Source organism: Paenibacillus sp. FSL H8-0332, from assembly GCF_037963835.1.
Lineage (GTDB): Bacteria > Bacillota > Bacilli > Paenibacillales > Paenibacillaceae > Paenibacillus_AQ > Paenibacillus_AQ rhizoplanae.
In genome coordinates, this window is the sequence record NZ_CP150145.1 from 1,992,402 (window position 1) to 2,016,571 (window position 24,170).

At 53.2% G+C, this 24,170-nt stretch carries 23 protein-coding genes and 1 tRNA gene; 16 read left to right on the top strand and 8 right to left on the bottom strand.

All coding sequences use genetic code 11. The annotated features are described in order from the left end of the window. Positions 1-3 precede the first annotated feature (3 nt). On the bottom strand, positions 4-822 hold the full coding sequence (locus NST43_RS08600) for an ABC-2 family transporter protein (RefSeq protein ID WP_339223768.1): 819 nt from the start codon (positions 820-822) through the stop codon (positions 4-6). Next, entirely contained in the window at positions 822-2,015 is a 1,194-nt protein-coding gene (locus tag NST43_RS08605; RefSeq protein WP_339223770.1) for a serine hydrolase domain-containing protein, read from the bottom strand. Before NST43_RS08605 ends, NST43_RS08600 begins: the two co-directional genes overlap by 1 nt. Before the next feature lie 219 nt (positions 2,016-2,234). Here NST43_RS08605 and NST43_RS08610 point away from each other — a divergent pair, with 219 nt between their 5' ends. Together NST43_RS08610 and NST43_RS08615 are read left to right on the top strand one after the other, a co-directional pair. Continuing rightward, complete coding sequence (locus tag NST43_RS08610) at positions 2,235-3,542, top strand: amino acid permease (RefSeq protein ID WP_339223771.1); 1,308 nt, start codon at positions 2,235-2,237, stop codon at positions 3,540-3,542. A gap of 145 nt (positions 3,543-3,687) precedes the next feature. Continuing rightward, positions 3,688-3,760: transfer RNA gene (locus tag NST43_RS08615), tRNA-Lys, on the top strand. Positions 3,761-3,915: 155 nt separating this feature from the next. Here NST43_RS08615 and NST43_RS08620 read toward each other — a convergent pair. Beyond that, positions 3,916-4,281 carry a VOC family protein gene (locus NST43_RS08620; RefSeq protein WP_209994271.1) on the bottom strand — a complete coding sequence of 122 codons (366 nt, stop codon included), beginning with the start codon at positions 4,279-4,281 and terminating at the stop codon, positions 3,916-3,918. An 87-nt stretch (positions 4,282-4,368) separates the two neighbouring features. Between NST43_RS08620 and NST43_RS08625 the strand changes: the two genes are divergently transcribed. From NST43_RS08625 to NST43_RS08640, 4 genes are all read left to right on the top strand, one after another. Further along, positions 4,369-4,734, top strand: a complete 366-nt coding sequence (locus NST43_RS08625) for a DUF4180 domain-containing protein (RefSeq protein ID WP_339223773.1) — start codon at positions 4,369-4,371, stop codon at positions 4,732-4,734. 132 nt (positions 4,735-4,866) lie between these two features. Further along, a complete protein-coding gene (locus NST43_RS08630) occupies positions 4,867-7,797 on the top strand; it encodes an insulinase family protein (protein ID WP_339223775.1) in 2,931 nt (976 codons plus the stop codon). Between the two features lie 13 nt (positions 7,798-7,810). Next, positions 7,811-8,473 carry a class I SAM-dependent methyltransferase gene (locus tag NST43_RS08635; RefSeq protein ID WP_339223777.1) on the top strand — a complete coding sequence of 221 codons (663 nt, stop codon included), beginning with the start codon at positions 7,811-7,813 and terminating at the stop codon, positions 8,471-8,473. Between the two features lie 31 nt (positions 8,474-8,504). Continuing rightward, entirely contained in the window at positions 8,505-9,554 is a 1,050-nt protein-coding gene (locus NST43_RS08640) for an Atu2307/SP_0267 family LLM class monooxygenase (RefSeq protein WP_339223779.1), read from the top strand. 105 nt (positions 9,555-9,659) lie between these two features. Here the strand turns inward: NST43_RS08640 and NST43_RS08645 are convergent, their stop codons facing one another. Beyond that, entirely contained in the window at positions 9,660-10,547 is an 888-nt protein-coding gene (locus NST43_RS08645) for a fructose bisphosphate aldolase (protein WP_209994267.1), read from the bottom strand. A gap of 174 nt (positions 10,548-10,721) precedes the next feature. Between NST43_RS08645 and NST43_RS08650 the strand changes: the two genes are divergently transcribed. Both NST43_RS08650 and NST43_RS08655 read left to right on the top strand, forming a co-directional pair. Continuing rightward, entirely contained in the window at positions 10,722-11,369 is a 648-nt protein-coding gene (locus NST43_RS08650) for a hypothetical protein (RefSeq protein ID WP_209994266.1), read from the top strand. A gap of 314 nt (positions 11,370-11,683) precedes the next feature. After that, positions 11,684-12,925, top strand: coding sequence for an RICIN domain-containing protein (locus NST43_RS08655; RefSeq protein ID WP_209994265.1), 1,242 nt, complete (start codon positions 11,684-11,686; stop codon positions 12,923-12,925). 102 nt (positions 12,926-13,027) lie between these two features. On the opposite strand, the gene NST43_RS08660 is transcribed toward NST43_RS08655, so the two are convergent. Next, complete coding sequence (locus NST43_RS08660) at positions 13,028-14,548, bottom strand: DUF4179 domain-containing protein (protein ID WP_339223782.1); 1,521 nt, start codon at positions 14,546-14,548, stop codon at positions 13,028-13,030. 20 nt (positions 14,549-14,568) lie between these two features. Then, entirely contained in the window at positions 14,569-15,060 is a 492-nt protein-coding gene (locus tag NST43_RS08665; protein ID WP_339223783.1) for a sigma-70 family RNA polymerase sigma factor, read from the bottom strand. Positions 15,061-15,286: 226 nt separating this feature from the next. On the opposite strand from NST43_RS08665, the gene NST43_RS08670 reads away from it, so the two are divergent. The 3 genes from NST43_RS08670 (at position 15,287) to NST43_RS08680 (ending at position 17,651) form a co-directional block, all read left to right on the top strand. Further along, positions 15,287-16,219 (top strand): alpha/beta hydrolase-fold protein, encoded by a 933-nt coding sequence (locus NST43_RS08670; protein ID WP_339223785.1) that lies wholly within the window; start codon positions 15,287-15,289, stop codon positions 16,217-16,219. Between the two features lie 68 nt (positions 16,220-16,287). Further along, entirely contained in the window at positions 16,288-17,238 is a 951-nt protein-coding gene (locus NST43_RS08675; RefSeq protein ID WP_339223787.1) for an aminoglycoside phosphotransferase family protein, read from the top strand. A 26-nt stretch (positions 17,239-17,264) separates the two neighbouring features. Beyond that, positions 17,265-17,651 (top strand): DUF1801 domain-containing protein, encoded by a 387-nt coding sequence (locus NST43_RS08680; RefSeq protein WP_209994260.1) that lies wholly within the window; start codon positions 17,265-17,267, stop codon positions 17,649-17,651. A 109-nt stretch (positions 17,652-17,760) separates the two neighbouring features. On the opposite strand, the gene NST43_RS08685 is transcribed toward NST43_RS08680, so the two are convergent. After that, positions 17,761-19,452 carry a M3 family oligoendopeptidase gene (locus NST43_RS08685; RefSeq protein WP_339223790.1) on the bottom strand — a complete coding sequence of 564 codons (1,692 nt, stop codon included), beginning with the start codon at positions 19,450-19,452 and terminating at the stop codon, positions 17,761-17,763. A gap of 356 nt (positions 19,453-19,808) precedes the next feature. Here NST43_RS08685 and NST43_RS08690 point away from each other — a divergent pair, with 356 nt between their 5' ends. After that, on the top strand, positions 19,809-20,084 hold the full coding sequence (locus NST43_RS08690) for a CD3324 family protein (RefSeq protein WP_209994258.1): 276 nt from the start codon (positions 19,809-19,811) through the stop codon (positions 20,082-20,084). A 737-nt stretch (positions 20,085-20,821) separates the two neighbouring features. Here the strand turns inward: NST43_RS08690 and NST43_RS08695 are convergent. Continuing rightward, the gene (locus NST43_RS08695) at positions 20,822-21,469 is read right to left on the bottom strand and encodes a transcriptional regulator (RefSeq protein ID WP_209994257.1); all 648 of its coding nucleotides are present in this window, start codon (positions 21,467-21,469) and stop codon (positions 20,822-20,824) included. Between the two features lie 281 nt (positions 21,470-21,750). On the opposite strand from NST43_RS08695, the gene NST43_RS08700 reads away from it, so the two are divergent. The 4 genes from NST43_RS08700 to NST43_RS08715 all read left to right on the top strand — a co-directional run bounded on the left by NST43_RS08700 (position 21,751) and on the right by NST43_RS08715 (position 24,160). Next, positions 21,751-22,059, top strand: coding sequence for a LytTR family DNA-binding domain-containing protein (locus NST43_RS08700; RefSeq protein WP_339223792.1), 309 nt, complete (start codon positions 21,751-21,753; stop codon positions 22,057-22,059). A 2-nt stretch (positions 22,060-22,061) separates the two neighbouring features. Next, on the top strand, positions 22,062-22,187 hold the full coding sequence (locus NST43_RS08705; RefSeq protein ID WP_339223794.1) for a LytTR family transcriptional regulator DNA-binding domain-containing protein: 126 nt from the start codon (positions 22,062-22,064) through the stop codon (positions 22,185-22,187). A 34-nt stretch (positions 22,188-22,221) separates the two neighbouring features. Further along, the gene (locus NST43_RS08710) at positions 22,222-22,677 is read left to right on the top strand and encodes a hypothetical protein (protein ID WP_339223796.1); all 456 of its coding nucleotides are present in this window, start codon (positions 22,222-22,224) and stop codon (positions 22,675-22,677) included. Positions 22,678-22,834: 157 nt separating this feature from the next. Beyond that, positions 22,835-24,160: an amidase gene (locus NST43_RS08715; RefSeq protein ID WP_339223798.1), complete on the top strand. Its 1,326-nt coding sequence runs from the start codon at positions 22,835-22,837 to the stop codon at positions 24,158-24,160. Positions 24,161-24,170: the final 10 nt, after the last annotated feature.

Genomic DNA, 24,170 nt, shown 5'->3' on the forward strand with positions numbered 1-24,170 from the left:
TATTCATGCGCCAACCGCCGTGAACTGCTTCATGGCCCGGCGGCGGACCAGCTCATTGCAGCCGAACATCACCAATACAGCTGCCCCCTGCATGCCTACGGCTTCGGGAAGGGATAGCTCAAGGCCGCCAAGTGAATAATGTCCGGTGAACACCATGGCAGGCATATAAGCAATGTACTGGAAAGGCAAGAACAGCTGGGTGACCTGAAGCCAGTGCGGGAAGAAATCAAGCGGAATCAGCGCCCCCGAGAAAATACCCGACACCAGCAGGAAGGCGCTGCGAATCCCGCCGGATTGCACCAGCCAGAAGGAGGTCAGGCCAATCGTATAATTGACATAGAAATTCATGAGAAAGGCAAGCAGCACAGACACCAGTGTCCACGGGAGGCTTGCCGGCCGCATATCGATCCCGAAGATAAAGATAAAGATCAGCAGACACGGCAGGAACTCAAACAAGAAGCCGAGCATCCGGTGCCCGAGCTTCTGGTACAAGGCAAAGGAACGGTGATGCACCGGACGCAGATGGAAGGTAAGGAATTTGCCGGTGCGTACCAGCATCGACAGATTCCAGTCGGCAAAATCCATAATCAGATACCCGATCAGCGCCGTGGCCCCGAAATAGCGGATCATTTGCTGGAGATCAAGCCCGCCGAGCGTAGTCTGTCCGCCATAGACTGCGGTCCAGATGAAATATTGCACCATGAAATACACCGGGCCGACAATAACAGAGACCAAGGAATGGGTGCGGTAGGCACTCCATTCCTTGTAGGTAACCTCTGCAACGGCCCGGCAGATGAGCCAGTTATGCTTGAGACGGTTCATTACATCAGTCCTGACCAGATTACATTCGTTACATTGAACAGGGCTTCCGCATACCAGTTATCATCCGTGAAGGGCACGAACCATACCGCGGTGAGCTGCTCCACCGGATCGATTACCATACAGCAGGCGCCGGCGCCTTCATGAAAATAACTGCCCTCGGAATAGAGGAATGCTGGGCCTCTCCGCATATCCAGCCCAATGCCGTAGCTCCGGTCTTTGACATTGTTGCCCCAGCAGTAATCAGGCGTGCCATAGAGCGTGCGGGTGGTGAGCTTCTCTACGGCTTTCCGGCCGACAATCCGCGTATCCCCCAAGGTTCCCATGCCCAGGAGCATATTGGCGAAGCGGGTGATGTCCGCAGTAGTAGAGACCAGCCCCCCGCCTGTATGGGATACGTTCTCCCACAGCTTCTCTGCTGGAGGTTCTTCCGGCTGTACGCCATGGATCAGGTCATGGAGCTGCTTTTCCTTGCGTTCATTTCTTATAATGAAGCGCCTAGCCAATTCGGGAGTCGGTTCCCACATCGTGTCCTTCATGCCGAGCGGCTGCAGAATCTGCTCCTCTATGTACTGTTCAGCGGAAATACCTGTGACCTTCTTAATGATTTCACCAAGAATACAGAAGCCGAAGGAGCAGTATTGCCATTCCTCACCGACCGGTTTGTCGATCCCGCAGCTCAGTGCAGCTGTGATCCAGTCTAACTCGCCGTCCTCCGGCTTATACTTGTCGAAATATTCGCCAATCAGCTGCCAGTAAGACTTGTGATAAGGAATCATGCTGCCCGCACAGTCAGGGAACAGACCTGAGGTATGCGTGAGCAGGCTGTAGATGTCGATTTTATTGAACGGTTCTACGTTAAACGGTTCCAGAAAGGCACCAACGGGAAGGTCAAACCGGAGAAGACCATCCTCCACCAGCTTGGCTATAGCAACAGAGGTAACCGCCTTGGTGATGGATGCGATGTGATGAACAGTTGTCGGCAACAGCGGGTCCGTCCGGTCTTCGCGGTAGGAAAGGGGGCCGAGGGCACCATTCATGAACGTCTTGCCGTACCGGGAGACGCTGTAAGCGGCTGCCTGGATTTTGTTCTCGTCGATCAGTTTCTGAAAGAGGGTATGGAGTACCCCGATTCTTGAAGCGTCATAATGAACCTCTGCGGGTGAGCAGTCGGTAATGCCAGGAGTGTGCAGCATAAAAGTATATGCCTCCTCGAAGGTTGTGGCGCTGAGCGAACCAGCTATGCCCAGGGAAATACGCCCAGGCTTCAGTATATCTTCCATATAGTGTTAGTTACAATGGAAAGTTTGGTTTATAACCAATTTCTCCGGCTCTAAAAGAGGGGTGAACAGGTTAAATAGAGAAATAAAAGTATGATAAATATTTCACAGAACGGAAGGACAATGAATCACATCATGAAAACAAAGCCGTTAACGAAAAGCATTACGTTCATGCAAGCGCTGGCCCTGGTGGTCGGGATGATTATCGGATCGGGGATTTTTTTGAAGCCCGGAATTGTATTGAATAATGCGGGTAGCCCGTGGATGAGTATTCTGGCCTGGGGTGTTGGGGGGATCATTACCCTGGCTTCGGCGCTGAGTGTGGCGGAGATTGCGGCCGCCATTCCGAAGTCGGGAGGTCTATATACTTATTTAAGTGAATTGTACGGCGGAGTGTTCGGTTATCTGCTCGGCTGGGTTCAGGCGGTAATCTCCTATCCGGCTTCTGTAGCGGCGCTGGCTATTGCTTTTGCTACCTATTCCGGTTACTTCCTGCCGCTGAGTGCATGGCAGCAGAAGCTGCTTGCGGTGGGCATTCTGGCCTTCATACTGCTGATGAATGTCATCGCGACGAAGTTCGGCGGGATCATTCAGACGGTGGCCACGGTAGGCAAGCTGATTCCGGTAGCAGGCATTGTGGGCGTCGGGCTGTTCTCGGATCTGGCTCCCGGATTCGGCGGCATCGGTACAGCGGCTGCGGGTGCAGGCTTTGGAGCTGCGGTGCTCGGCACACTCTGGGCCTATGACGGCTGGATCAGCGTCACCAATATGGCGGGAGAGATCAAGGACCCGGCCAGGACGCTGCCGAAAGTCATTTCGATCGGTGTTATTTTTGTTATCGCTGTGTATGTGTTGTTCAATATTGCGGTGTTTCAGGCGCTGCCCTATGACCAGATTGTGTCGTCCCCGACTCCGGGAGCCGATGCGGCTGAGGCTTTGTTCGGTAGCGGCGGCGGAGCCTTTATTACGGCAGGCATTATCGTCTCTGTACTGGGTGCGCTGAACGGTTATCTCATGACCGCAGCACGGGTGCCGCAGGCGATGGGGGAGCGGGGACAAATTCCGTTTTCCCGGGTGCTAAGCAGCATTCATCCGAAGTTTCAGACACCGGCGAATGCGCTTGTTTTTCAGAGTGTGCTGGCGGTGGTCTACATCTTCTCGGGCACCTTCAATACGCTGACGGATCTGCTGGTGTTCGTGCTCTGGATCTTCTTCACTATGGGCGTGTTCGGTGTGTTCCTCCTGCGCAGGAAGTTGCCGCCCGTACAAGGCCGCTATCGTGTGCCGCTCTATCCGTTCACCCCGATTCTTGGCGTAGCAGGGGGTCTCTATATCCTGGCCAGCACGATCATCAGTGATCCGCTGCGCTCACTTATAGGGATTGGCATCACGCTTGCCGGACTCCCGGTGTATGTGGTGATGATGCGGAAGAATCGCGTGTAGACAGCAGTTTATAGCCGGGTGTGAGAAAGTTTCAATAAAACAGTTGACAGCGCCCGTTCAAAAAAGTATACTATGAAAGTACTTTTGATCGGACGCAGTCAGCTTAGAGATCATCGTCTAGAAGAAACATACATAGACACCATACGGACTCTTAGCTCAGTTGGTAGAGCAGTAGACTCTTAATCTATTTGTCCAGGGTTCGAGCCCCTGAGAGTCCATCCCTTAAGAAACGGCAGAAATGCCGTTTTTTTGCTGTTTTGAGAGATGTGTGCGGTAAACCGAATACATTGGGACCGGGGATGGCGCGTGGGCCGAATGTAATCGAAAAAGCGGATACATTATGCATCCGCAAATTCCGGAAGTAGTTTTACCCCTACATATGCTCTGCAAGCTGTACCTCGAAGCCATCAGGGTCCAGGATATAGAAGAAACGCAGGCTGGTATTCGGCGCTATGGGGCCGCGTGCTACCGGGATTCCTTCCTTACCAAGCTCCGCCATAGCCTCGTCCAGCGATGCGACCTCGAACCCTACAGACACTCCGCACTCCGGCTTCAATGGCGGGTCGCTACCCTCTATCAACTCAAGCTTCGGCTGCCCCTCTATCCCCAGCATGACGATCTGCTTCCCTCTGCTCTCGAATCTGCGCTCCACAGGAAGCCCTAGAATTCGGTGATAGAAGTCAAGGGAAGCCTCCAGATTACGTACCCTGAGTGTCATCCAATTCATACTAAGCTTCATCAATATCCATCCTTTGCTGTACAATTCAGTTGCTGCTGTTATAAGCTATCCGCATATTCTACCATATTCGATCAGGAGGTTGTAACCATGAACATAACAACTATAGAAGCAGGCGGCAGAGTCATCGCTATAGTGAGCGGCAACGAGGCCGTGGTCGGGAATGTCCAGAGCGCGCTCGATCTAATGGCAACGGTACGCTATGAGACAGATTGCGACCGGATCGTGATCCATAAAGGGCTGCTGAGCGAGGAGTTCTTCGACCTCAAGACTCGGCTGGCCGGTGAGATTCTGCAGAAGTTCATTAACTATCAGGTGAAGGCAGCCGTGGTGGGTGATTTCAGCAGCTATACCAGCCGCAGTCTGCGTGATTTCATCTATGAATGCAACCAGGGGAAGGATGTATTTTTCGTAGCGGATGAGCAGCAGGCAGTTGAGCGGTTGAGCCGGGTCTAGAATTTCGTAGCGTCAGAGCAGTAGACTGCAATTCGTTAGTCCGGCCTCTATGCAGCCGGTAGTGGAACCGGAAACCCCGGATATGATAAGCTCATGGAATCAGGGCAGCCCTGAACTAAGGAGGGGAAAGATATGAGCAGCTTAATAGCAGGTGAGGTCTATTCCGGGTTTCAAGTGATACGCAAGGAGTACATACGGGAAATCGAATCCTCCGTATACACGCTGGAGCATCAGCAGAGCGGCGCACGGCTGCTCTATGTACAGAATCAGGATGACAATAAGGTGTTCAGTGTTACGTTCCGGACTCCGCCTGCGGACAGCACGGGAGTGTTTCACATTCTGGAGCATTCGGTCCTCTGCGGCTCCGACAAATTCCCGGTAAAGGAACCGTTCGTGGAGCTGCTGAAGGGCTCGATGAAGACGTTCCTGAACGCTTTTACCTTTGGCGACAAAACGATGTATCCGGTAGCCAGCCAGAATGACCAGGATTTCGCCAATCTGATGGAGGTCTATCTGGACAGCGTCTTTCAGCCGAATATTTACAGTCAGCCGGAGATCTTCGAGCAGGAGGGCTGGCATTATGAGCTGCCGCATTCCGGGGATGAGCTGATCTACAAGGGCGTCGTCTACAATGAGATGAAGGGTTCGTATTCCTCGCCAGTGACAGTGCTGATTGACCGAATCAAAAAATCGCTCTACCCGGGTACGATCTACCGTCACTCTTCCGGCGGTGACCCGCAGCATATTCCTGCCCTGACCTATGAGCAGTTTCTGGAGGCGCACCGGAATTATTATCACCCGTCGAATAGTTATTTTTATCTCTATGGCGACCTGAATATCGAAGCACGGCTGCAGTTTATCCATGAGGAATACCTCAGCCGCTATACCCGCAAGGCTATAGATACTTCGATTGCACTACAGGCACCGGCCGGCATGACCCAGCTTACGGCGGAGTATCCCATTCTGGAGACGGAAACGGCTGCCGACAAGACATACCTGAGCTTGAATTATGTAATTGGGACCTCTCTGGACCGGGAGCTGAATCTGGCCTTTGCCATTCTGAAAAGCATGCTGATGGACAGCAATGCGGCCCCGCTGAAGCAAGCGCTGCTGGAGAGCGGCCTGGGCAAGGATGTGGTTGCTTTTTATTCAGATAGTATGGTTCAGCCTATGCTGGGTATTGCCTTGACACATTCTAATCCTGAAGCCAAGGAGGAGTTCGTGAATCTGGTCAGAGCAACTCTGAGCCGCCTTGCTGCGGACGGTCTGGATGAGAAGCTGGTGCTCGCTGCGGTGAACAGCAAGGAATTTGAACTGCGTGAAGCCGATTTCAGCCAATATCCGAAGGGTCTCACCTACAACATGGAAGTGATGAAGGCCTGGCTGTATGACGGCTTGCCGTCCACGTATCTGGAATATGAAGCGGCGCTTGCGGCGATCCGTGAACAAAGTGCCAACCGTTATTTCGAGCGCCTGATTGAGACCTACCTGCTGAACAGTGACCACTGTAGTGTCGTTGTCCTCCATCCCTCTCAGACCCTGGCGGGGGAAAAGGATGCGGCGGTCCGCAGCCGTCTGGCGTCATACAAAGCGTCTTTGGCCCCGGCCCAACTGGATGAACTGGTGCTTAGCACGCAGAAGCTGCTGGCCCGGCAGAACACTCCTGACCCCTCAGAGGAGCTGGAGAAGCTGCCGAAGCTGACTCTCCAGGACATTAACCCTATAGCCCCGGCCGGGGTACCCACAGTGGAGTATGCTCTGGATGGGATTAAGGTGCTGCATCATGAAGTGGCTGCCGGTACAATTGCCTATATCAAGTTGTACTGGGACACCTGCGTGCTTGCTGCGCAGCAGATTCCTTATCTGGAGCTGCTGGCGAGAGTGCTTGGACAACTGGAGACGGAAGCCTACAGTATTGAGGAGCTGACCAGTGAAATCGGAATTTCGACCGGGGGCATCCGTTTTCAGAATGAAGTGTTCGGAGCCGGGAAATCTGCGGAAGGCAGCTATCAGGCCAAATTCAGCGCGCGGATCAAGGTCATGCAGGGCAACATCGGCGGTTCTCTGAAGCTGCTGCATGAGCTGCTCTACGGCAGCAATCTGGATAACCTGTCCAAGCTGCAGGAGATTGTCCGCCGGGAAGCCTCCGGCATGGAGGCGATGCTGACCCAGAAAGGCAATGAGATTGCAGCCAGCCGGGTGCTGTCCTACTTCTCGGACCGGGGGATGTACGAGGAGCAGCTTGGCGGCGTGGCGTATTACCGCTTCATTAAGGAGCTGGCCCGCACCATTGACCAGCAGGCGGAGGGGCTTGCGGATACCTTGAAGGAAATCTGCGGGTTGTTGTTCAATACGCAGAATCTGACGCTCTCCCTCACCGGTACGGCGGATTCGTATGCGGAATTCGCTGCACATGTGCAGGAGCTGGACCTGGGCAGCCGGGCGGTGGATTCTCAGCCTCTCTTGTCTGCACAGGGCCAGGGGGTAAACGAAGGCTTCATGTCCGCGAGCCAGGTACAGTATGTAGTTAAAGGCTATGATTACAAGAAGCTGGGCTTCGCCTATTCCGGCAAGCTGCAGGTGCTTAAGAAGATCCTCAGCCTGACCTACCTGTGGAATACGGTCCGGGTCAAGGGCGGTGCGTATGGCGGCAATCTGCTCCTGCGCCGCGACGGGGTACTTCTATTCACTTCCTACCGTGATCCGAACCTGCTGGAGACGCTGGAGGTCTATGACCGTGCTTCTCTGTTTGCAGATGAATATGCAGCAGATGAAGCGGAGATGGAGAGGGCGATTATAGGGACCCTGGCCATGCTGGACCAGCCGCTGAGTCCCGGCGCTACAGGCCGTCAGGCGGACCGGCATTATTTCGAGCAGATTACTGCGGAAGATCTTCAGCAGGAGCGTAATGAAATTCTGTCGGCCACTGCCGGGGATATCAGGAGCTATGCCAGTCTGCTTGAGGCGGTAACACAGCAGAATTACTTCTGTGTGGTCGGAGGCGAATCCAAGCTGAAATCTGCCTCCGGTGCCTTTGGCAGCCTGGAGGAGCTGGTGAAATAAGGAGGGGACAGGTGTGCAGATAACCATTCATCAATTTAACAAGGTTGCGGAAGAATATGATTTTGTGAACACGTTACTCAATGACTATTCTTTTTTCATGAACAACCTTCCCGTGCAAACCGGGCGAGCCCTTGATGTCGGCTGCGGTTCCGGAATATTAGTGAATGAATTGTCAGCTCAATTCGGTGAGGTAATCGGTATTGATATTTCAGATGAGATGCTGGAGATCGCCACAGCGAAGCGTCAGCATTCCAATACAAGCTATTTGAATATGGATGCTGAAAACCTCGTGTTGGATGGAAAGTTCGACTTCATCGTGAGCAGAACCACCTTCCATCATCTGAATGATATTCCAAAAGTGATCCGCCAGCTGCAAAGCTTGCTGAATGACGGGGGGAAGCTTGTAATTCTGGATAATGTATCGGAAAGAGAAACTCCGCCGGCATACGTGTACATTGCGGGTGCGGTAATTGAGTTCATTCCTCATATCCGCAAATTCGGATTCAGGAATGCTGTCCGCATATTCAACCACCAAACCTCCAGATCTTGGCTCGAACATGTAACATCCGATAAGTATAAATCAGAACAACAATATCACGAGTTGTACGGAAATCTATTGCCTGATTGTCGTTTGCAAAAAATGGGCTGGGCTATGGGCATCGTTTGGGAAAAATAGTAGAATTACTGACTTCTAGGAGGAACAATGCGTGGAACTTGGAATAAGCACCTTTGTCGAGACAACGCCTGATGTGAATACCGGAGTGACTCTAAGCCATGCGGAGCGGCTGCGCGAAGTGGTGGAGGAGATCGTGCTTGCGGATCAGGTGGGACTGGATGTATACGGCGTGGGTGAGCATCACCGGCCTGATTTTGCAGCTTCATCGCCTGCTGTGCTAATGGCGGCGGCTGTACCGCTGACGACCCGAATCCGCCTGACCAGTGCAGTCATGATTCTGTCCTCAGCCGATCCGGTGCGGGTATTTCAGGATTTCGCAACACTGGACGGAATATCGGGCGGCCGTGCCGAGATTATGGTGGGCCGGGGCTCGTTCGTCGAGTCGTTTCCTCTGTTCGGCTATGATCTGAAGGACTACGAAGAGCTGTTTGACGAGAAGCTCGACCTGCTGCTCAAGCTGCGGGAGCCCGGCAAGGTGAGCTGGAGCGGCAAACACCGTCCGGCTATAACGAATCTGGAGATCTATCCGCGTCCGGAGCAGAATCCGCTGCCCGTATGGATTGCGAGTGCGGGAACTCCGGAGTCTGCGGTCCGTGCGGGTACCCTGGGTCTGCCCTTTGCTCTGGCGATTATCGGTAATGTGAACCCCTCCGATTATGCCATGCATGTACGGCTCTACAAGGAGGCAGCAGCCAAGGCTGGTCATGATGTGTCCAAGCTTCCGATTGCAACGCACTCTCATGGTTATGTTGCGGAGACGGACGAGCTTGCGGTAGAGGGCTTCTTCCCGTCTACACATGCGCGGACGAATGTCCGGGCGGTGGAGAAAGGGCTGCCTTCGTATCACCGTGCGGATTACGATGCTGCCCGCAGCTTTGACGGTGCTCTATATGTGGGCGACCCGGACACAGTTGCCCGCAAAATCATCCACCTCTACGAGCATGTAGGGATCACACGCTTCCTGCTGCATGTCCCGCACGGCTCCATGCCGCATGCTCAGGTGATGCAGGCCATCCGCCTCTTCGGGACAGAGGTAGCGCCTAGGGTGCATGAGGGAATTAAGCGGTTGAAGCAAGTCTAATGATGTTACAAGCTTAGACAACAGTTAATAGCCCCCGGGCCTAATGGCCTGGGGGCTTAGTCTGTCAATCAAACCAACAAGAGAACAGACGGACAGGCAGCGGGCTTAAGTAATCGAAGCCTCATAGATGGCCTGGATCGACGCAGCGAGGGTGCGGCCGAATTCCTCCTCCGTCTGCTGATCGCTGAGACCCTGGGACAAGGCGCGGGAGAAGCTGGCAATCACTCCATGCTGCCGGGCGAGCTTCTCGTTGGCTTCAGCCTGGGTATACCCTCCTGAGAGTGCTACGATCCGAACCACATGGGGATCTGCGGCGAGCTCGCTGTATAAATTATCCTCTGTCGGGATCGACAGCTTGAGCATGACCTTCACGCCATCTGCCAGCTCAGACAAGCGTGCGGCCAGTTCACCTTTCAGCAATTGCTCTGACTTCTGCTTGTCCTTGCTGAGGATATCTACTTCCGGTTCAATAATCGGAACGAGTCCGAAGGCGGCGATCTGCCGGGCCAGCTCGAACTGCTGCTGAACGACCTGCCGGATACCCTCCGGGTTCGCCTCATGGATCACGGAGCGCATTTTGGTGCCGAAGATATGCTTGCTGACTGCCCGCTTCAGCAGGTCATCAAGGGCGGGAATAGGCTTCATGAGCTGGACTCCTTGCTGAGGAGCGGCCAGTCCCTGGTCTATTTTGAGAAAAGGCACGACGCCCTTCTGCTCCCACAGGTAATCGGCGGTATATTGCCCGTCTATGAGGCGGTCCATCGTGTTCTCGAACAGAATTGCACCGAGAATATGCTCGCTTGTAAAGGCGGGGCTCTGAATAATGCGTGTTCTCATGCTGTGAACCATGGTGTACATCTCTTCGTCCCCTGAATAACGGTCTTCCTTAATACCGTATTGCAGCAGTGCTTTGGGGGTGCTTCCTCCGCTCTGATCCAGAGCAGCTATAAAGCCTTGGCCAGTGTGAATCCGGTCCAATTGTTCGGTATTCATGGTTAGGGTCATTCCCTTCTGCAAGATGATATGGTTTCTGTACCCTGTCTAGTATAGCACTTGCGCATAAGGACATACATCCGGGTCCGGCAGAGCTTTCCATTTGAGTTGAGAGATATGGTATGTTACCTTGTTCAATAGGATGGTATGATAGAAAGTGGGGTGAATTTAATTATGACAAACGAAACAACCAATGAGACCACCAATGAGCCGGTGAACGGGGAAGCGGAAGCTGCCGAGAAGGCCATGACTGAAGAGAACTGGAATGAGCTGCTCAAGGCTGTTTTTCATAACGGCATTGTAGCTCTCAAAATGAGCTTCAGCGATGTGGAAGGACAGGTGCTGAACCTGGACAACTACGGCCCGGTATTTGTATTCCGTGTGAAGGATAAAGATAACGCTGATTATTACTGCGGCTTCTTCCTTCGTGAGCTGGCTGGCCGCTTCCAGTCCGGTAACAGTCCGGAGATCTGGATGGCCTCCTTCTTCCACGAGCTGATGAAGACCAAGGGAGGCAACTCCATGCCTAAGCCGCTTGCCAGTGAAGAGGAAGCCAAGGCTGCTGTCGACAATGTGCTGGTTCCGATGTGTATCGCTGCTGTAACGGAGGAGTTCGCACCGGAGCAAGTACATGCCGGTCTGGCCTGGAACGAGGAGCATGGACCGGTCTTTGAAGCAGGCTTCCCTGCCATCACGGACGGAAATAACGTATGCGCTATTCCGCTCCATCTGTTACTGACGCATATGCAGCTTAACCGTGATCCTTCGGAGCTGCTCGTGCAAGGGATGTATAAGATCCGCGAAGAGCACGGACTCGAGTAGTACGGCACGGCAATAACGGCATAACCTTTGCAAAAGCATGAACCGTCTCCGTTGGAGAGCGGTTTTTTGCTGTGGTTGGGCTTGATGAGGCCGTCTCTTCCGAAAGGACGGCCCCTCCTTTTCCACCGGGGTTCGCTGAATTGTCAAATTTCTGGTTCTTCCGGGAAGCAAAAGCGATATATATGGGATGTAGCAGAAGAAGGCGCTGCCAATGATCATGTCCGAAACCGGTTGGGTAAGGTTTCAACTGCACGAACGTACGCGTGCATTGAAATAAGGCGGGCAACTTTGAAACGCAAAAGAGGAGGACGAAGATGTTTAGAAGAGGTAAAGTTTTAAGTTTGTTCATGCTGTTCACATTATTAATCGCGCTGATCCCAGCGGGGAGCGCAAGCGCAGCAAGCTGGAATCTGGCCTGGAGCGATGAGTTCGACGGCTCCTCCCTGAACACCGCTAACTGGACGGCTGAGATCGGCACAGGAACCGGCGGTTGGGGCAACAATGAATTGCAATACTATACGAACCGTTCACAGAACCTGAAGGTAACCGGCGGCAACCTGGTCATCACGGCGCAGAAAGAATCCTATGAAGGCATGAATTATACCTCGGCACGGATTAAGACACAGGGACTCAAGAATTTCACCTATGGCAAAATCGAGGCCAGAATCAAGCTGCCCTCCGGCCAGGGATTATGGCCTGCGTTCTGGATGCTCGGCTCCAATATCAACACCCCGCCCGGCTGGCCTGCCTGCGGCGAGATCGATATTATGGAGCGGGTGAATAATAATGCCTCCGTCAACGGTACGGTGCACTGGGATGCAGGCGGCCATGCCGAATTCGGAAGGGTATCCGGTAATCTGGACTTCTCTCAATATCATGTGTACAGCGTAGAGTGGGATTCGAAGTACATCAGATGGTTCGTGGACGGCAACCAGTTCAATGAATTCTATATTGAGAACGGAACCGGCAATACGGAGGAATTCCAGAAACCGTTCTTCCTGCTGCTGAACCTCGCGGTGGGCGGCAACTGGCCGGGCGCTCCTAATGGGGCAACCCCCTTCCCGGCACAGATGCTCGTGGATTATGTGCGGGTGTATCAGGCGGGTGCTCCTTCGAGCGGCATTGTCAGCGGCGGAGTCTACACCTTGATGAACAAGGTGAGCGGCAAGGTACTGGATGTGACGGATGTCTCTACGGCAGACGGAGCCAAAATGCATCAGTGGACTAATTACACCGCGGCCAATCAGCAATTCAGAGTGGAGAGTACGGGGGACGGCTTTTACAAGCTCACAGCGATGCATAGCGGCAAACTGCTGGATGTGCCGAACGCCTCCACGGCAAGCGGAGTCCAGCTTCAGCAGGCGAATGATAACGGAAGCAACGCCCAGCGGTGGAGCATCGTCGATGTGGGCGGCGGATATTACAAGCTGATCTCCAAAGCCAGCGGGCTGGCCATGGATGTCTCGAACTCCTCCACCGCAGACGGAGCGGTCGTGCAGCAATGGACCGACAACGGAACCGATGCCCAGAAATGGCAGCTTACCAAAATTAATTAGGGAACGGACGAAGCAGCGGAATGCTTATACTGCAGCTATAGGGATTAAGTAAGGGAGAAGCCCCGCCAGCCTGTCGGCTTGGGCGGGGCTTCTTACTGTATTCTATTTCTTCGCGAATAGCTCGATACTGTGCGTCTCCACAATTGGATTCCAGATACGCTCTACCGATAGGGTAAGCGGCTGCGGATAATCTGCAGCTTGACTGTCAAAAGATAAACTTATCTCACTGCTTCCCGTACCATCTCTAGAGATCATGGTGCCGCCGAAGTCGATTAGTGGCGTTTCCCGATTCGTTCTATTATGCACCTGGCCGTTCGCATCGGTGAATTTGTCAGCCAGTTGTGCGCCGATGTTCTCCGCCTGTACCGCCCCTTGCGAATCGGTGAAATAAGACAGATGGGTCACCTTACGCCGGAGCAGAATCTCTGCCGCTGTTGCATGATGTTCTTCCTTGGATGTGACCATTTCCCAATCGTTTGCCGGTGCTTCAATCACTTGCTGCTTGTTCAGATCGACCACAAATTTCATACGGTCCGGCTCCAGCGCCGAGATACCGGCAATCTTTAGCGTGGTGGAGTCCGGCTGGTTAAGCTCGGTATACCTGAACACCAGTGTTGCCTGCGAGGTGTCTTTGTACACCTCGGAATTATCGGCCGTGATTCTGCCCGGATAAACTAATTTCTCGGTTTGACTCCCGGTTGTTGCGGTCAGAACAGGATTCAGCAGGCTGAAAATCTGTTTGGTGTTCGCCTTGTCATACTCCAGATCGACATAAGTATTGAACGGAGTATACTGTACTTGGCGCACTTTGATCTTTTGCCCGTCCACGGTAAGCGTGCGATTCACAGGCAGCGTGTGCTCCTGGTCTTTGAACCTGCCCGGATCAAGCTGAAACGATACCTCCAGGCCGGTCCGATACTTGCTGCTGCTGGAAGCGAGAGCCTGGTCGGACGTTCCGGTGAGAATTACAGTGAACTTAACCTCCTTGGAATCAGTGAAGGAAGCCGGATAGTTAGTGGAATAAATAAAATCCTTGCTCTCGCCGGGCTGAATCCGGGAGTCGCTGGCGTACGCCATTTCCAGGGCTGCGCCCCGATGTGGATCTGGAACCTCGAAATCACCGAATTGAAATTTCGTATGCCTAGGATTAACTTCTTTATCCGTATCGTTGTGCACGCTGAACAGGATATACACTTTACGGCCATCCGTGACGGCGCCATCCACATCCATACGGTACCCATTGTTTGTTGCGCTTTGACGGACCGGCTTTACCAGATTTCGTTCCAGGATGTCGCCAACCAGCGCGTTATTTAAGCGATGCTTACGATAGTCCGCAAAATTATTCCAGCTTTTGGTGCTGGCCGCCTGCACTGAACCGCTGAGGCCGGAATCGTCTATACCTCCAGATGGCAAGCCGATGGATGAGACAATCACAAAAATGGCTGCGGCAGCGGCTAATACGGCGCCGGCCCCATAGGAATAGAAACGCCGTTTGCTGCGTTTTTTCCCTTGCGTCATTCCACTGCGCATAGCATTATAAATTTTCAATTCCTGAATCTCCTCTGCATGAAGATGGATCTCCTGGGCATCCTGTTTCAGGACACGCTCTTCTTTTTCCAACATTTCTGTCACCTCCCATATGCTCACAAATAGTTCCGTAACAGCCTAAGTCCTTCACGCAGCCAGGTTTTGACCGTGCCTTCGGGCTTATTCAGTACCTTGGCAATTTCAGTGGTCGTCATATCCTGGTAATACTTGAGCATCACGGCATGCCGGTATTTCGGCTTGATCCGGCTCATCGCCCGCTCCAGATCGAGACGGTCGCTGCTCCTCATCTCCTGGGGCTCCTCCTCCAGCTTCTCTGTCAGCACAACGCGTTTTTTACGCCTTAGCTCATCCATGCAGCAGTTGATGGTAATCCGGAGCAGCCATGGTGTGAAGGCCTGCTCGTTCTTAAGCTGTTTGCGCTTCATCCAGGCCCGGCACGAGGCTTCCTGCACCGCTTCCAGGGCATCCGCTTCGGAACGCAGGTAGCTGTACGCGAGCGTATACAGTTTACGGTGCTCACTTGCAAGCCGCTCATAGAACACCTCTTCATCCATCAGCGCCAGATCTGCTGTATTGGCTTTGTTCATTGTCTTCCCCCCATTCACCATCCCCTCTTCCTTGTTGTGTTGGTCTATGGAAGAAGTCGTCCTTAAAATATGTTTTCATAAGTAAGACGGAGCTGACCGGAAAAACGATTGATTTTTATTAAAACACATATATGATAGGCCAACCAGTCCTACTATAAATATCCAGATTTGTGGTACTGTTAATTGTAAGCGCTGCGATTGTGGCGGAGAACGGGAGGCGGTCGATATGAAAGGTTCTCGAGGCTTCAGGCTGTATCTGTTTCTGATCATACTGAGTATAGTGTTGGGAGGTTGTTCACGGAACTCAGGCGAAGACTCTCAAGGAGAGGCAAACAAGGTTGAGACGGCACTGCTGCAAAGCCCTGGCGTTCAGAATCTGGTTTTTCACAGTGAGGCCCTGGACCGGGAAATGCGGCTTAGTGTCTATCTTCCCACAGGGTACAATGCCTCTCAGCGTTATCCGGTCCTCTATTTCATCCATGGCTACGGCAGCCGGGAGACGGATATGTGGGGTGGGCTGGAGCTTCAGCAGAATGCAGACCGACTGATTGAGGCCGGTCAAATAGAGCCGCTCATTATCGTTGCTCCCCAGATGGACAACAGCTATGGGCTGAATGCTGTAGCTACTCCGGGTGATCCCGCAGAGCTCAAAGGTGAACGGTATGAGGATTATTTGGTCAAGGATGTTGTAGAGTATACAGATACGCATTTCAATACTCTGGCTGAGCGCGGTTCCCGCTATATTGGCGGTATATCGATGGGCGGTTTTATCAGCCTGTATTCGGCGTTTTTGCATAGCGATGTCTATAGCAGGGTTGGCGGGCATAGCCCGGCGCTGTTCCTGGATGACTGGTCTCTTGCCGGAGGCGAGAACGGCCTGGTCCAGTTTCTCTATCCGACGGAAGCGCTGCGGCAGGAGCGTGACCCGCTTCTTTTGGCGCAGAACAGGGACTTATCGAAGTTGAGTATCTACCTGGACTGCGGGGAGGGGGACAGCTACCGGTTCTATGAAGGCACAGAGCAGCTGTACACTTTGCTTAAGGGGAAGGGCGTGCCGGTGGAATATCACCTCAGAGCAGGCCAGCATGACGGGGACTATTGGAAGAGCCATATGGACGAATATTTGAAGTTCTACGCCGGGAGGACGAATGGATCATGACGCTTACGAATTACAATTTGAATTTTGAAAAGCTGTGTGCTACATATAGGTTGGGCTTGCTGAGAGGTGTGCCGGAGCAAATCTCCGGCGGTTTCCTCCACCGGATGTATCGTGTGACCACGAATCAGGCAGAGTATGCAGTGAAGGCGCTGAGCCCGCAGCTGATGTGGAAGAAAGCTGTGATGAACAACATGATAGCAGCCGAGAAGGTAGCCGCGCTGGCCCGCAGCCAGGGAGTGAACGCACTTCCTGCATTGCTGCATGAGGGGAGCTCTATACATGAAGCGGACGGACAGTATTATCTGCTGTTCCCATGGATAGAAGGCCGTTCTGTCTCTGCGGCTGAAGCGGGGCGGGAGCATTGTATTCTGATCGGACAAGCTCTGGCTGACATCCATGCGGCGGACTTCGCTCCCCTTCACAACGAGCTTCAAAGGGATAGCACAGCGGAGGAATTGCGGACAGATTGGCAAGGGTATGCCTTGCAAGGAGAAGCTATGGGCCTACCGTGGGCTGCACCCCTTAAGGCTAATCTGGACAACCTAAGCTGCTATGGCAAGCAGGTCAATGCCGCTATGGCGGTCCTTGGCGGGAACAGAGTCATCAGCCACCGGGATCTGGACCCGAAGAATGTAATGTGGAGCTCTGAAGGTGAGCCTATAATCATTGACTGGGAGGCCGCAGGCTGGGTTAACCCGGCGCAGGAGCTGATGGAAGTGGCGCTCTATTGGTCAGACTTTGAGAGTGGTCACATCCGCAAGGCGGATTTCTGTGCAGTAATCCATGCTTACCGTAGTCAAGGGGGAGAGATTACTGATCCCTGGCCAGAAGTGCTGAGCAGCGGCTTCCACGGTAAAATAGGCTGGCTGGAGTATAGCATTCGGCGGTCTCTGGGACTGGAAGGGCCGGATATTTCCGAGCGGGAGCTTGGAACGAGCCAAGTACTGCCTACCCTGCAAGCACTCAATGGCTATGCCGGATTCATTCCGGTATGTCTGCAATGGATTGAAGATCTATGAACTAACCCAAGGGAGATGAAGCCTGAGTGGAAAAGAACAAAGTTACCTATGAATCGGTTGACCAGTATATTGCCGCCTTTGCACCGGAGATCCAGGAGCTTCTGCAGAGCTTGCGTAAGGTCATTTCGGAAGCTGCGCCGGAGGCAGTGGAGAAGATCAGCTACCAGATGCCGACCTGGTTCCTGCATAAGAATCTGGTGCATTTTGCCGCCTTCAACACGCACATTGGGTTCTACCCGGCACCCAGTGGAATCGAAGCCTTTAAGGAGGAGCTGGCGCAGTACAAAGGAGCCAAGGGTTCGGTGCAGTTCCCGATCAAGGAGCCGCTACCCTATGATCTCATTGCCAGAATCGTCAAATTTAGAGTAGAGGAGAATCAGCAGCAGGCCGCAGAGAAGCGAAAGAAGAAATAAGAGAGCGTGCTCATGTCGATCCAACTTAAAATTAGGGGCTGTCCCGAAGCCATGAAGTGGCTACTTGGGACAGCCCCTAATAGTTGACGCTGTGTATGAATCCCAGTCCCTACAGCGCCTTATCGTCTATGCTGTTCAGCCAGCCCTCAATCTCACCGATGACGGAGCCGATGCAGCCATCCTCGAACGGGGAGGTTAATCCGGCAAGCTTCACAAGCTCCGTGAAGGAGCGGCTGCCTCCGGCCTGGCAGAGCTTCAGATAATCCGGCCAGGCCGAGGTGAAGTCCCCGTTCGAGCGTTTCCAGAACTGGAAGGCGCAGAGCTGGGCCAGGGTATAGTCGATATAGTAGAACGGGGAACGGAAGATATGAGCCTGCTTGTGCCAGAAGCCGCCTTGTTCCAGATAAGCATTACCGTCATAATCACGGTGCGGCAGGTATTTTCGTTCAATGTCCCGCCAAGCCTGTTTGCGTTCCTGCGGCGTAGCTTCCGGATGCTCGTACACAAAATGCTGGAATTCATCAACAGATACGCCGTAAGGAATGAACTCCAGACTGTCCGCCAGGTGGTTAAAGCGGTACTTGTCCGCCTCCTCCTTGAAGAACAGGTCCATCCATGGCCAGGCGAAGAACTCCATACTCATCGAATGAATCTCAGCGGCTTCGGAAGTCGGGAACGTATATTCAGGAACCTTCATATTCCGGCTGGAATAGGCTTGGAACGCGTGCCCGACCTCATGGGTCAGCACATCGATATCCCCGGAGGTTCCATTGAAGTTGGAGAAAATAAACGGAGCACGGTAGTCGCTGAAGAAGGTGCAGTAGCCGCCGAATTCCTTACCTTTTTTGCTGACCAGATCCATCAGCCCGTTCTCCTGCATGAAGGTGAAGAATTCACCGGTCTCCGGGGACATCTCCTGGTACATCTTCGCACCATTCGCCACGATCCAGTCCGGGTCTCCCTTAGGGGTAGCGTTGCCGGAATTGAACTTAATGCCCTCATCATAAAATTTCAGTCCGTCCAGCTGAAGGCGTTCGCGCTGGCGCTGCTTCAGCTTCCCCGCAACCGGCACGATATGCTCATGCACCTGCTTGCGGAAGCCCGCCACCATCTCAGCATTATAATCGGTACGTCCCATCCGGTCATACCCGAGCTCCACGAAGCTCTTATATCCCAGCTTGGCTGCGATTCCTGCCCGGACCTTCACCAGCTCGTCATAGATCCGGTCGAATTCGGGTTCATGTTCTGCCATGAAGGCATTACGGGCCTCGAATACGGCTTTGCGAACTTCACGGTCCGTGGAAGAATCGAACGGAATCAGCTGTGCCAGCGTGCGTTCTTCGCCCTGAAACATGATTTTGGCGGACGCGATCAATTGGGAGTATTCGGAGGACAGCTTATTCTCCAGTTGCAGATCCTCAATTACTTCAGGGCTGAAGGTACGCAGTGAGATCTCGGCCAGGCTTAGGAGCTGTGTTCCCCATTCCTGCTCGAACTCGGCTCTGTACTTGGAGTTGACGAGCGCTCTGTAATAATCTGTGATGTACTCCTGGATCACCGGTCCGGTCTCGTCCATATAATCCTGCTCTGCCTTGTAGAATGCATCCTCCGTATCGATAGAGTGGCGGACACTCACGAGGGTCTCCATCGTATCGAAGCGGCTGCGCAGCTTATTGATTGCTGCCACGGCAGCCTTTTGCTCCTCCAGATTGCCTGTCTCCAGGTCCTTCAGCAGAGTGGTGAACTCCTGCTTGAATTGCTCCACATCCGGTCGTTCATATACATATTCTGTGAATTTCATTTGCTGCATCGCATCCTTTCTTTACCATATAAATTCTATTATATAATCGGCGCCCGCAAAAAACTAATGTTCAGGCAGTAAAGTTTGATTATAGCTAAACGTTGTTGAACCCATATGGATATTATTCTAGAATAGAGTTAATCTGCACCAATTCCAGAATCCCGGGAGGTGATGACCCATGTTTCGAATGAGTCAGTATGTGAACGGCACGCTCCATGCAAAGCCTGTGAAATAACTAAGGCGAAAGCTTGGCATGGAGCGGATTTATTCGCCTGAAGTATGTTTTAAGAAATACAGTTATTTATACACAGGCTTTGCCCTTAAAAGATTAATATATTTTAAGGAGCGAGCCAGATATGCAATGTATAAATGCAGCAAAGCTGTTGCCAGACCACCTGCTGAAGGAGATTCAGCAATATATTCAAGGGGAAGCCCTGTATATCCCAACCTGCAAGAGCAAACGCAGAAAATGGGGCGAAAGCTCAGGGGCAGCCGATTACTATAAAGTCCGCAATGCTGAGATCCGTAGCCGCTTCCAAGAAGGTGCAGAGATGGACCAATTGTGCGAGCAATACGGGTTATCGATCGACAGCATCCGTAAAATTGTATATTCCAAAAACCCGCAGAGCTGATCTGCGGGTTTTTGCGGTGTACGCCCAGCATGGGCGTTATCTTTAGGGTGAAAGTCCCGAACGGGGGCTGGCGAGCGCCTACCGTTAGCCAAGGGCTAGGGTGTCCATCGTGAGGTGGAATCTGAAGGAAGCCGGAGGCAAAAGCACGGGCCAAGTTACGCAAACTGGGTTCGAGGCTGTGCCAGCCGGATGAGTCACCACACCATGACGAAATCCAAAGCCGCCAAGGGCTGGCGGGGTAAACTCCAGTGGTCGCGGGCGGAAAGATGACGTTCTTATCTGGGGAGGCCTGCCGGATACGGTGGTGTGAGAGGACGGGGGCTTGCCGCCCCCTCCTACTCGATTAGTGGTGGGGTGTGCGGACTGAGATTCCGCTATTGTGGAATTTCAGGGCCATATGGACCTTTGGCGGACTGACAATCCGTTATTGCTGCTCAAACAGGCCGTGTGGGCGATTTCAAAGGCGGATAGCGGAAACTCAGTCCGCGGACAAGCGAATAAGTAGCAATTTCGGCAAAATAGCGGAATCTCAGTCCGCGCCATCAGGCTCGTGCACATCCGCGCCATCAGGCTCGTGCACATCCGCGCTATCAGGCTCGTGCACATCCGTGCTATCAGGCTCGTGCACATCCGCGCCATTAGACTCGTATCCCCCCGCCACATCAGGCTCACACACTTCCGAGTCAGCCCCCCGGCTACACAGGCTTACTTCTCCCGCCCGCAAGGCTCAGCGCCTACTAGACCCGGAGTTTATACGTGCGAACCCGTTCAGAACCACTGGCAACCTCCAGAATCTGCAACTCAACGAGATGATGAAGAATGCGCCTCGCTTGACGGTCACATACCCTTAGGTGCGCGGCAAGCTCCAGCGGAGTCAGCGGACGCAGAACGCGCCGGGCCAGGCGTACGGTTTCTGCTTCCAGCCAGGATAAGGATGCAGCTACATCAGTAGCAGCGAATCTGCCAATAAAGGCAAGCACAAGCTGCTGACAGAGCTGAGGTTCTTCAGTAATAGATGGATAGGCAATGGGCAAAAAGGTCCAGCCGTCCAACGCCAAAAGACAATGCCGTCTGCATAAGTCTTTGAACCGCCTGACATCAAGGTCCCGTGCATGCGGACCAAAGCCTTGAATCTCAATGCCGCCCTTGGCACCGCCTGGCATATACGCCAGATCTAAATAACGGTAACCGTTGTTGAAGTCACGGACCTCCCACTCCGCATACAGAGACTTGAAATTGCCGACTGCGGGAAACCAGACGGAGCGCAGAAATTCAATGGTCCCGTGCCCCAACCCCTTATTAAGAAACTCCAACCGTATTGAACCTTTCTCCGCATGAATCTGTTCCTGTAGCCATTCCTCAACATGCTGCTCGAACCTTGACAATAGAGCTTCCCCTTTACAGTAAATTGGCCATGAATTCAGAGTGAACCCGAACATAAGAAAAGCCGCCTCCATAGAGACGTATCCAGAGTCAGCTCCAGATAAACGTTCTATTGAGACGGCGTGTTCTTCACGACCTATACCGTTTATTATACTATATTTCATTTTCCTGCCAAACCTGCAGCTTGAAGCCGCTGGAGCGCACCTTGCGCAAAGGCCATTGTATAAGTCATTTTACAAAAATATACTGTATCTGTAGGGAGAGAAGGCAGGAGGCGGTGGCGGTGAAAATCACAATTGAACAGGTTCCGGAGGGCGGTGAGCCTGAAATTATTCTCAGGTGCAATGACCCGGATGAAGCCTTGCTGGCGCGAATCTACTCGGTGAACGCAGGCGCAAGGAAGCTGATTGGTATGATCGGGCTGCAAATGCACACCATCCATCCGCGTGACGTCTACTACTTCGAGGCGGTCGATCATAAGGTGTTCATCAACTGCCAGGAGAAGGTGTACGAGTCGAGACTGAAGCTGTATGAGCTGGAGACGGAGTATGAGTCTGCGATTTTTTCAGGGCATCCAAATCCACTATTCTGAATGTGACCAAGATCGAGTCGCTCCGCCCGGTGCTCTACGGAAGATACGAGGCGCTGCTGCACAACGGTGAGAAGGTCTATATCTCCAGACAATACGTCCCGGTGCTCAAACGGAAGTTAGGGTTATAGCCGCGTCATCAAGACTCAAATAGGAGGAAAACTCATGATTACAACCAGAAAGTATGTGTCTTTGTTCGTGAAGGATCTGCTGGTGGCTTGCGGGGGTCTGATGGTGCTCGCGGCGGTTGTGCTGGCTCTGAACTCAACGGAGATGATCCGGGGCTCGCTGCTGGTGCAGCTGTTCCTGGGGGCTTCGGCATTTACCTGCTTCCGCTATGCGCTGGTGAATACGTATGAGGTTGATCCCAAAGTGCAGACGATCAGCTTCTATCTCTGCTTCATCCTCGCTGATGTACTGGTGATTCTCTGGCTGTGGCTGTTCGCGGATGGCCCGCTGATGGATAAGGGAGTGCTGGTGCCGTTCGTCATTGTCATTCTGGTGGTCAAAAGTATGGTGTACGCGATGATGCACATCGACGGGAAACGGGAAGCCAAGCAGCTTAATCAGAAGCTGAATGAGTATAAGCAGGGCGGAGATCAAGGAGACGAAGAGCTTTAGGAAGCTCTTGTGATAGGGAGCATGAAAGCCATTTTGGAGGGAAGCGGCCCGAGTGGCTTTTTTTGGTGCAGAGAAAGGTTGGGGATTTCTGTTACCTTTTGCAGCCTGAACCGTAATAAGCCAAATGCTATACATAATCTTCCATGGAGATGATCTTATGCTGCTTCACAAGGTATCCCTGACAGAAATGATGAGCCGGATTCATGAACCCGGATATTCACCCGAAACTGTGCTTGACCCGTACTTGGAGCGTTACAGACAGCTTGAGCCGCATATCCATGCGTTTGTCCCTGAGGGTGAGGTTGAAGGGCGTCTGGATTCGGAAAAAGCTTTGCTGCAAAGTATTTACAGCGCAGAAGAACGAAAACCGGCCTTATACGGCATTCCTGTAGCGATTAAGGATCTGCTGCATGTGGACGGCTTGCCGACCCGGGCGGGGTCGCAGCTATCCGCTGAGCTGTTAGCCGGTGCCCAGGGGTCTCTGGTCACTAAGCTGCGTGCCCTCGGGGCCGTGATTGCAGGCAAGACGGTGACCGAGGAATTTGCTTACAACGGACCCATTGCTACGCGTAATCCGCATAACCTTGCGCATACTCCCGGCGGTTCCAGTGCAGGCTCCGCCGCAGCGGTGGCTGCGGGGCTCTGTCCGCTGGCAGTAGGAACACAGACGCTGCGTTCGGTGATCGCTCCGGCATCCTTTTGCGGAGTGGTCGGGTTCAAGCCCAGCTATGGCCGGGTTCCGCTGGATGGAGTGCTGCTGTTCTCGCCTTCTTTTGACACGATGGGCTTCTTCACACAGAACTTGCCTGATATGGAGGCTGCGGCAGCCTTGCTTGTCCCGGACTGGGAAGCTCCTGCTGTCACAATTCCCCGTAAGCCGGTTCTGGGTATCCCCAAGGGAGTCTATATGGAGCTGATGAGCGCGGAAGTCAAAGGGGTGTTCGAGGCTAATATCACAGGGCTTAAGCAGCTTGGATATGAAATCCGTGATGTCCAAATGCCGTGGGAAGATGAACTCATCTACGGAAATGCCATGCTGCGCTTCATTGAGGGTGAGCTGGCACGGGAGCATGAAGATAGATTCGCGGAGCATAGAGTAGAATACGGCCTTCCCGTGCAGGAAGCGATCCTTAGAGGACAGCAGATTCCGGAGGAGGAGCTGGAGCAGTACCGCACCCGGCAACGGGAGCTGCGGCGTGATCTGATGGAGCTTATGGACCAAGAGGGACTCGACCTGTGGGTCTCTCCGGCCCAAGGGGGGACTGCGCCGAAGATCGAGGAGCGGAATACGGGCTGGGCAGGGATGCCTGCGGTCTGGGGCTTCGCGGGAGTGCCCACGGTTACTCTGCCTGCGGCAACGCTTGAAGGCCTGCCGCTTGGTTTTCAGTGCATAGGAAGATATGGAGAAGACGAGACGCTGTTAGCCTGGGCGCGCCAGCTATGGCCGCATCTGGCTGATAAGCAACCGCTCCCTGCCAAATAAGGAGCGGTTA

Excerpts from the sequence above, each read along its gene's own strand:
- NST43_RS08600 (WP_339223768.1), bottom strand. The coding sequence starts at position 822 with ATGAACCGTCTCAAGCATAACTGGCTCATCTGCCGGGCCGTTGCAGAG.
- NST43_RS08605 (WP_339223770.1), bottom strand. The coding sequence starts at position 2,015 with ATGCTGCACACTCCTGGCATTACCGACTGCTCACCCGCAGAGGTTCAT.
- NST43_RS08610 (WP_339223771.1), top strand. The coding sequence starts at position 2,235 with ATGAAAACAAAGCCGTTAACGAAAAGCATTACGTTCATGCAAGCGCTG.
- NST43_RS08620 (WP_209994271.1), bottom strand. The coding sequence starts at position 4,281 with ATGAAGCTTAGTATGAATTGGATGACACTCAGGGTACGTAATCTGGAG.
- NST43_RS08625 (WP_339223773.1), top strand. The coding sequence starts at position 4,369 with ATGAACATAACAACTATAGAAGCAGGCGGCAGAGTCATCGCTATAGTG.
- NST43_RS08630 (WP_339223775.1), top strand. The coding sequence starts at position 4,867 with ATGAGCAGCTTAATAGCAGGTGAGGTCTATTCCGGGTTTCAAGTGATA.
- NST43_RS08645 (WP_209994267.1), bottom strand. The coding sequence starts at position 10,547 with ATGAATACCGAACAATTGGACCGGATTCACACTGGCCAAGGCTTTATA.
- NST43_RS08650 (WP_209994266.1), top strand. The coding sequence starts at position 10,722 with ATGACAAACGAAACAACCAATGAGACCACCAATGAGCCGGTGAACGGG.
- NST43_RS08655 (WP_209994265.1), top strand. The coding sequence starts at position 11,684 with ATGTTTAGAAGAGGTAAAGTTTTAAGTTTGTTCATGCTGTTCACATTA.
- NST43_RS08660 (WP_339223782.1), bottom strand. The coding sequence starts at position 14,548 with ATGTTGGAAAAAGAAGAGCGTGTCCTGAAACAGGATGCCCAGGAGATC.
- NST43_RS08665 (WP_339223783.1), bottom strand. The coding sequence starts at position 15,060 with ATGAACAAAGCCAATACAGCAGATCTGGCGCTGATGGATGAAGAGGTG.
- NST43_RS08670 (WP_339223785.1), top strand. The coding sequence starts at position 15,287 with ATGAAAGGTTCTCGAGGCTTCAGGCTGTATCTGTTTCTGATCATACTG.
- NST43_RS08685 (WP_339223790.1), bottom strand. The coding sequence starts at position 19,452 with ATGAAATTCACAGAATATGTATATGAACGACCGGATGTGGAGCAATTC.
- NST43_RS08690 (WP_209994258.1), top strand. The coding sequence starts at position 19,809 with ATGCAATGTATAAATGCAGCAAAGCTGTTGCCAGACCACCTGCTGAAG.
- NST43_RS08710 (WP_339223796.1), top strand. The coding sequence starts at position 22,222 with ATGATTACAACCAGAAAGTATGTGTCTTTGTTCGTGAAGGATCTGCTG.
- NST43_RS08715 (WP_339223798.1), top strand. The coding sequence starts at position 22,835 with ATGCTGCTTCACAAGGTATCCCTGACAGAAATGATGAGCCGGATTCAT.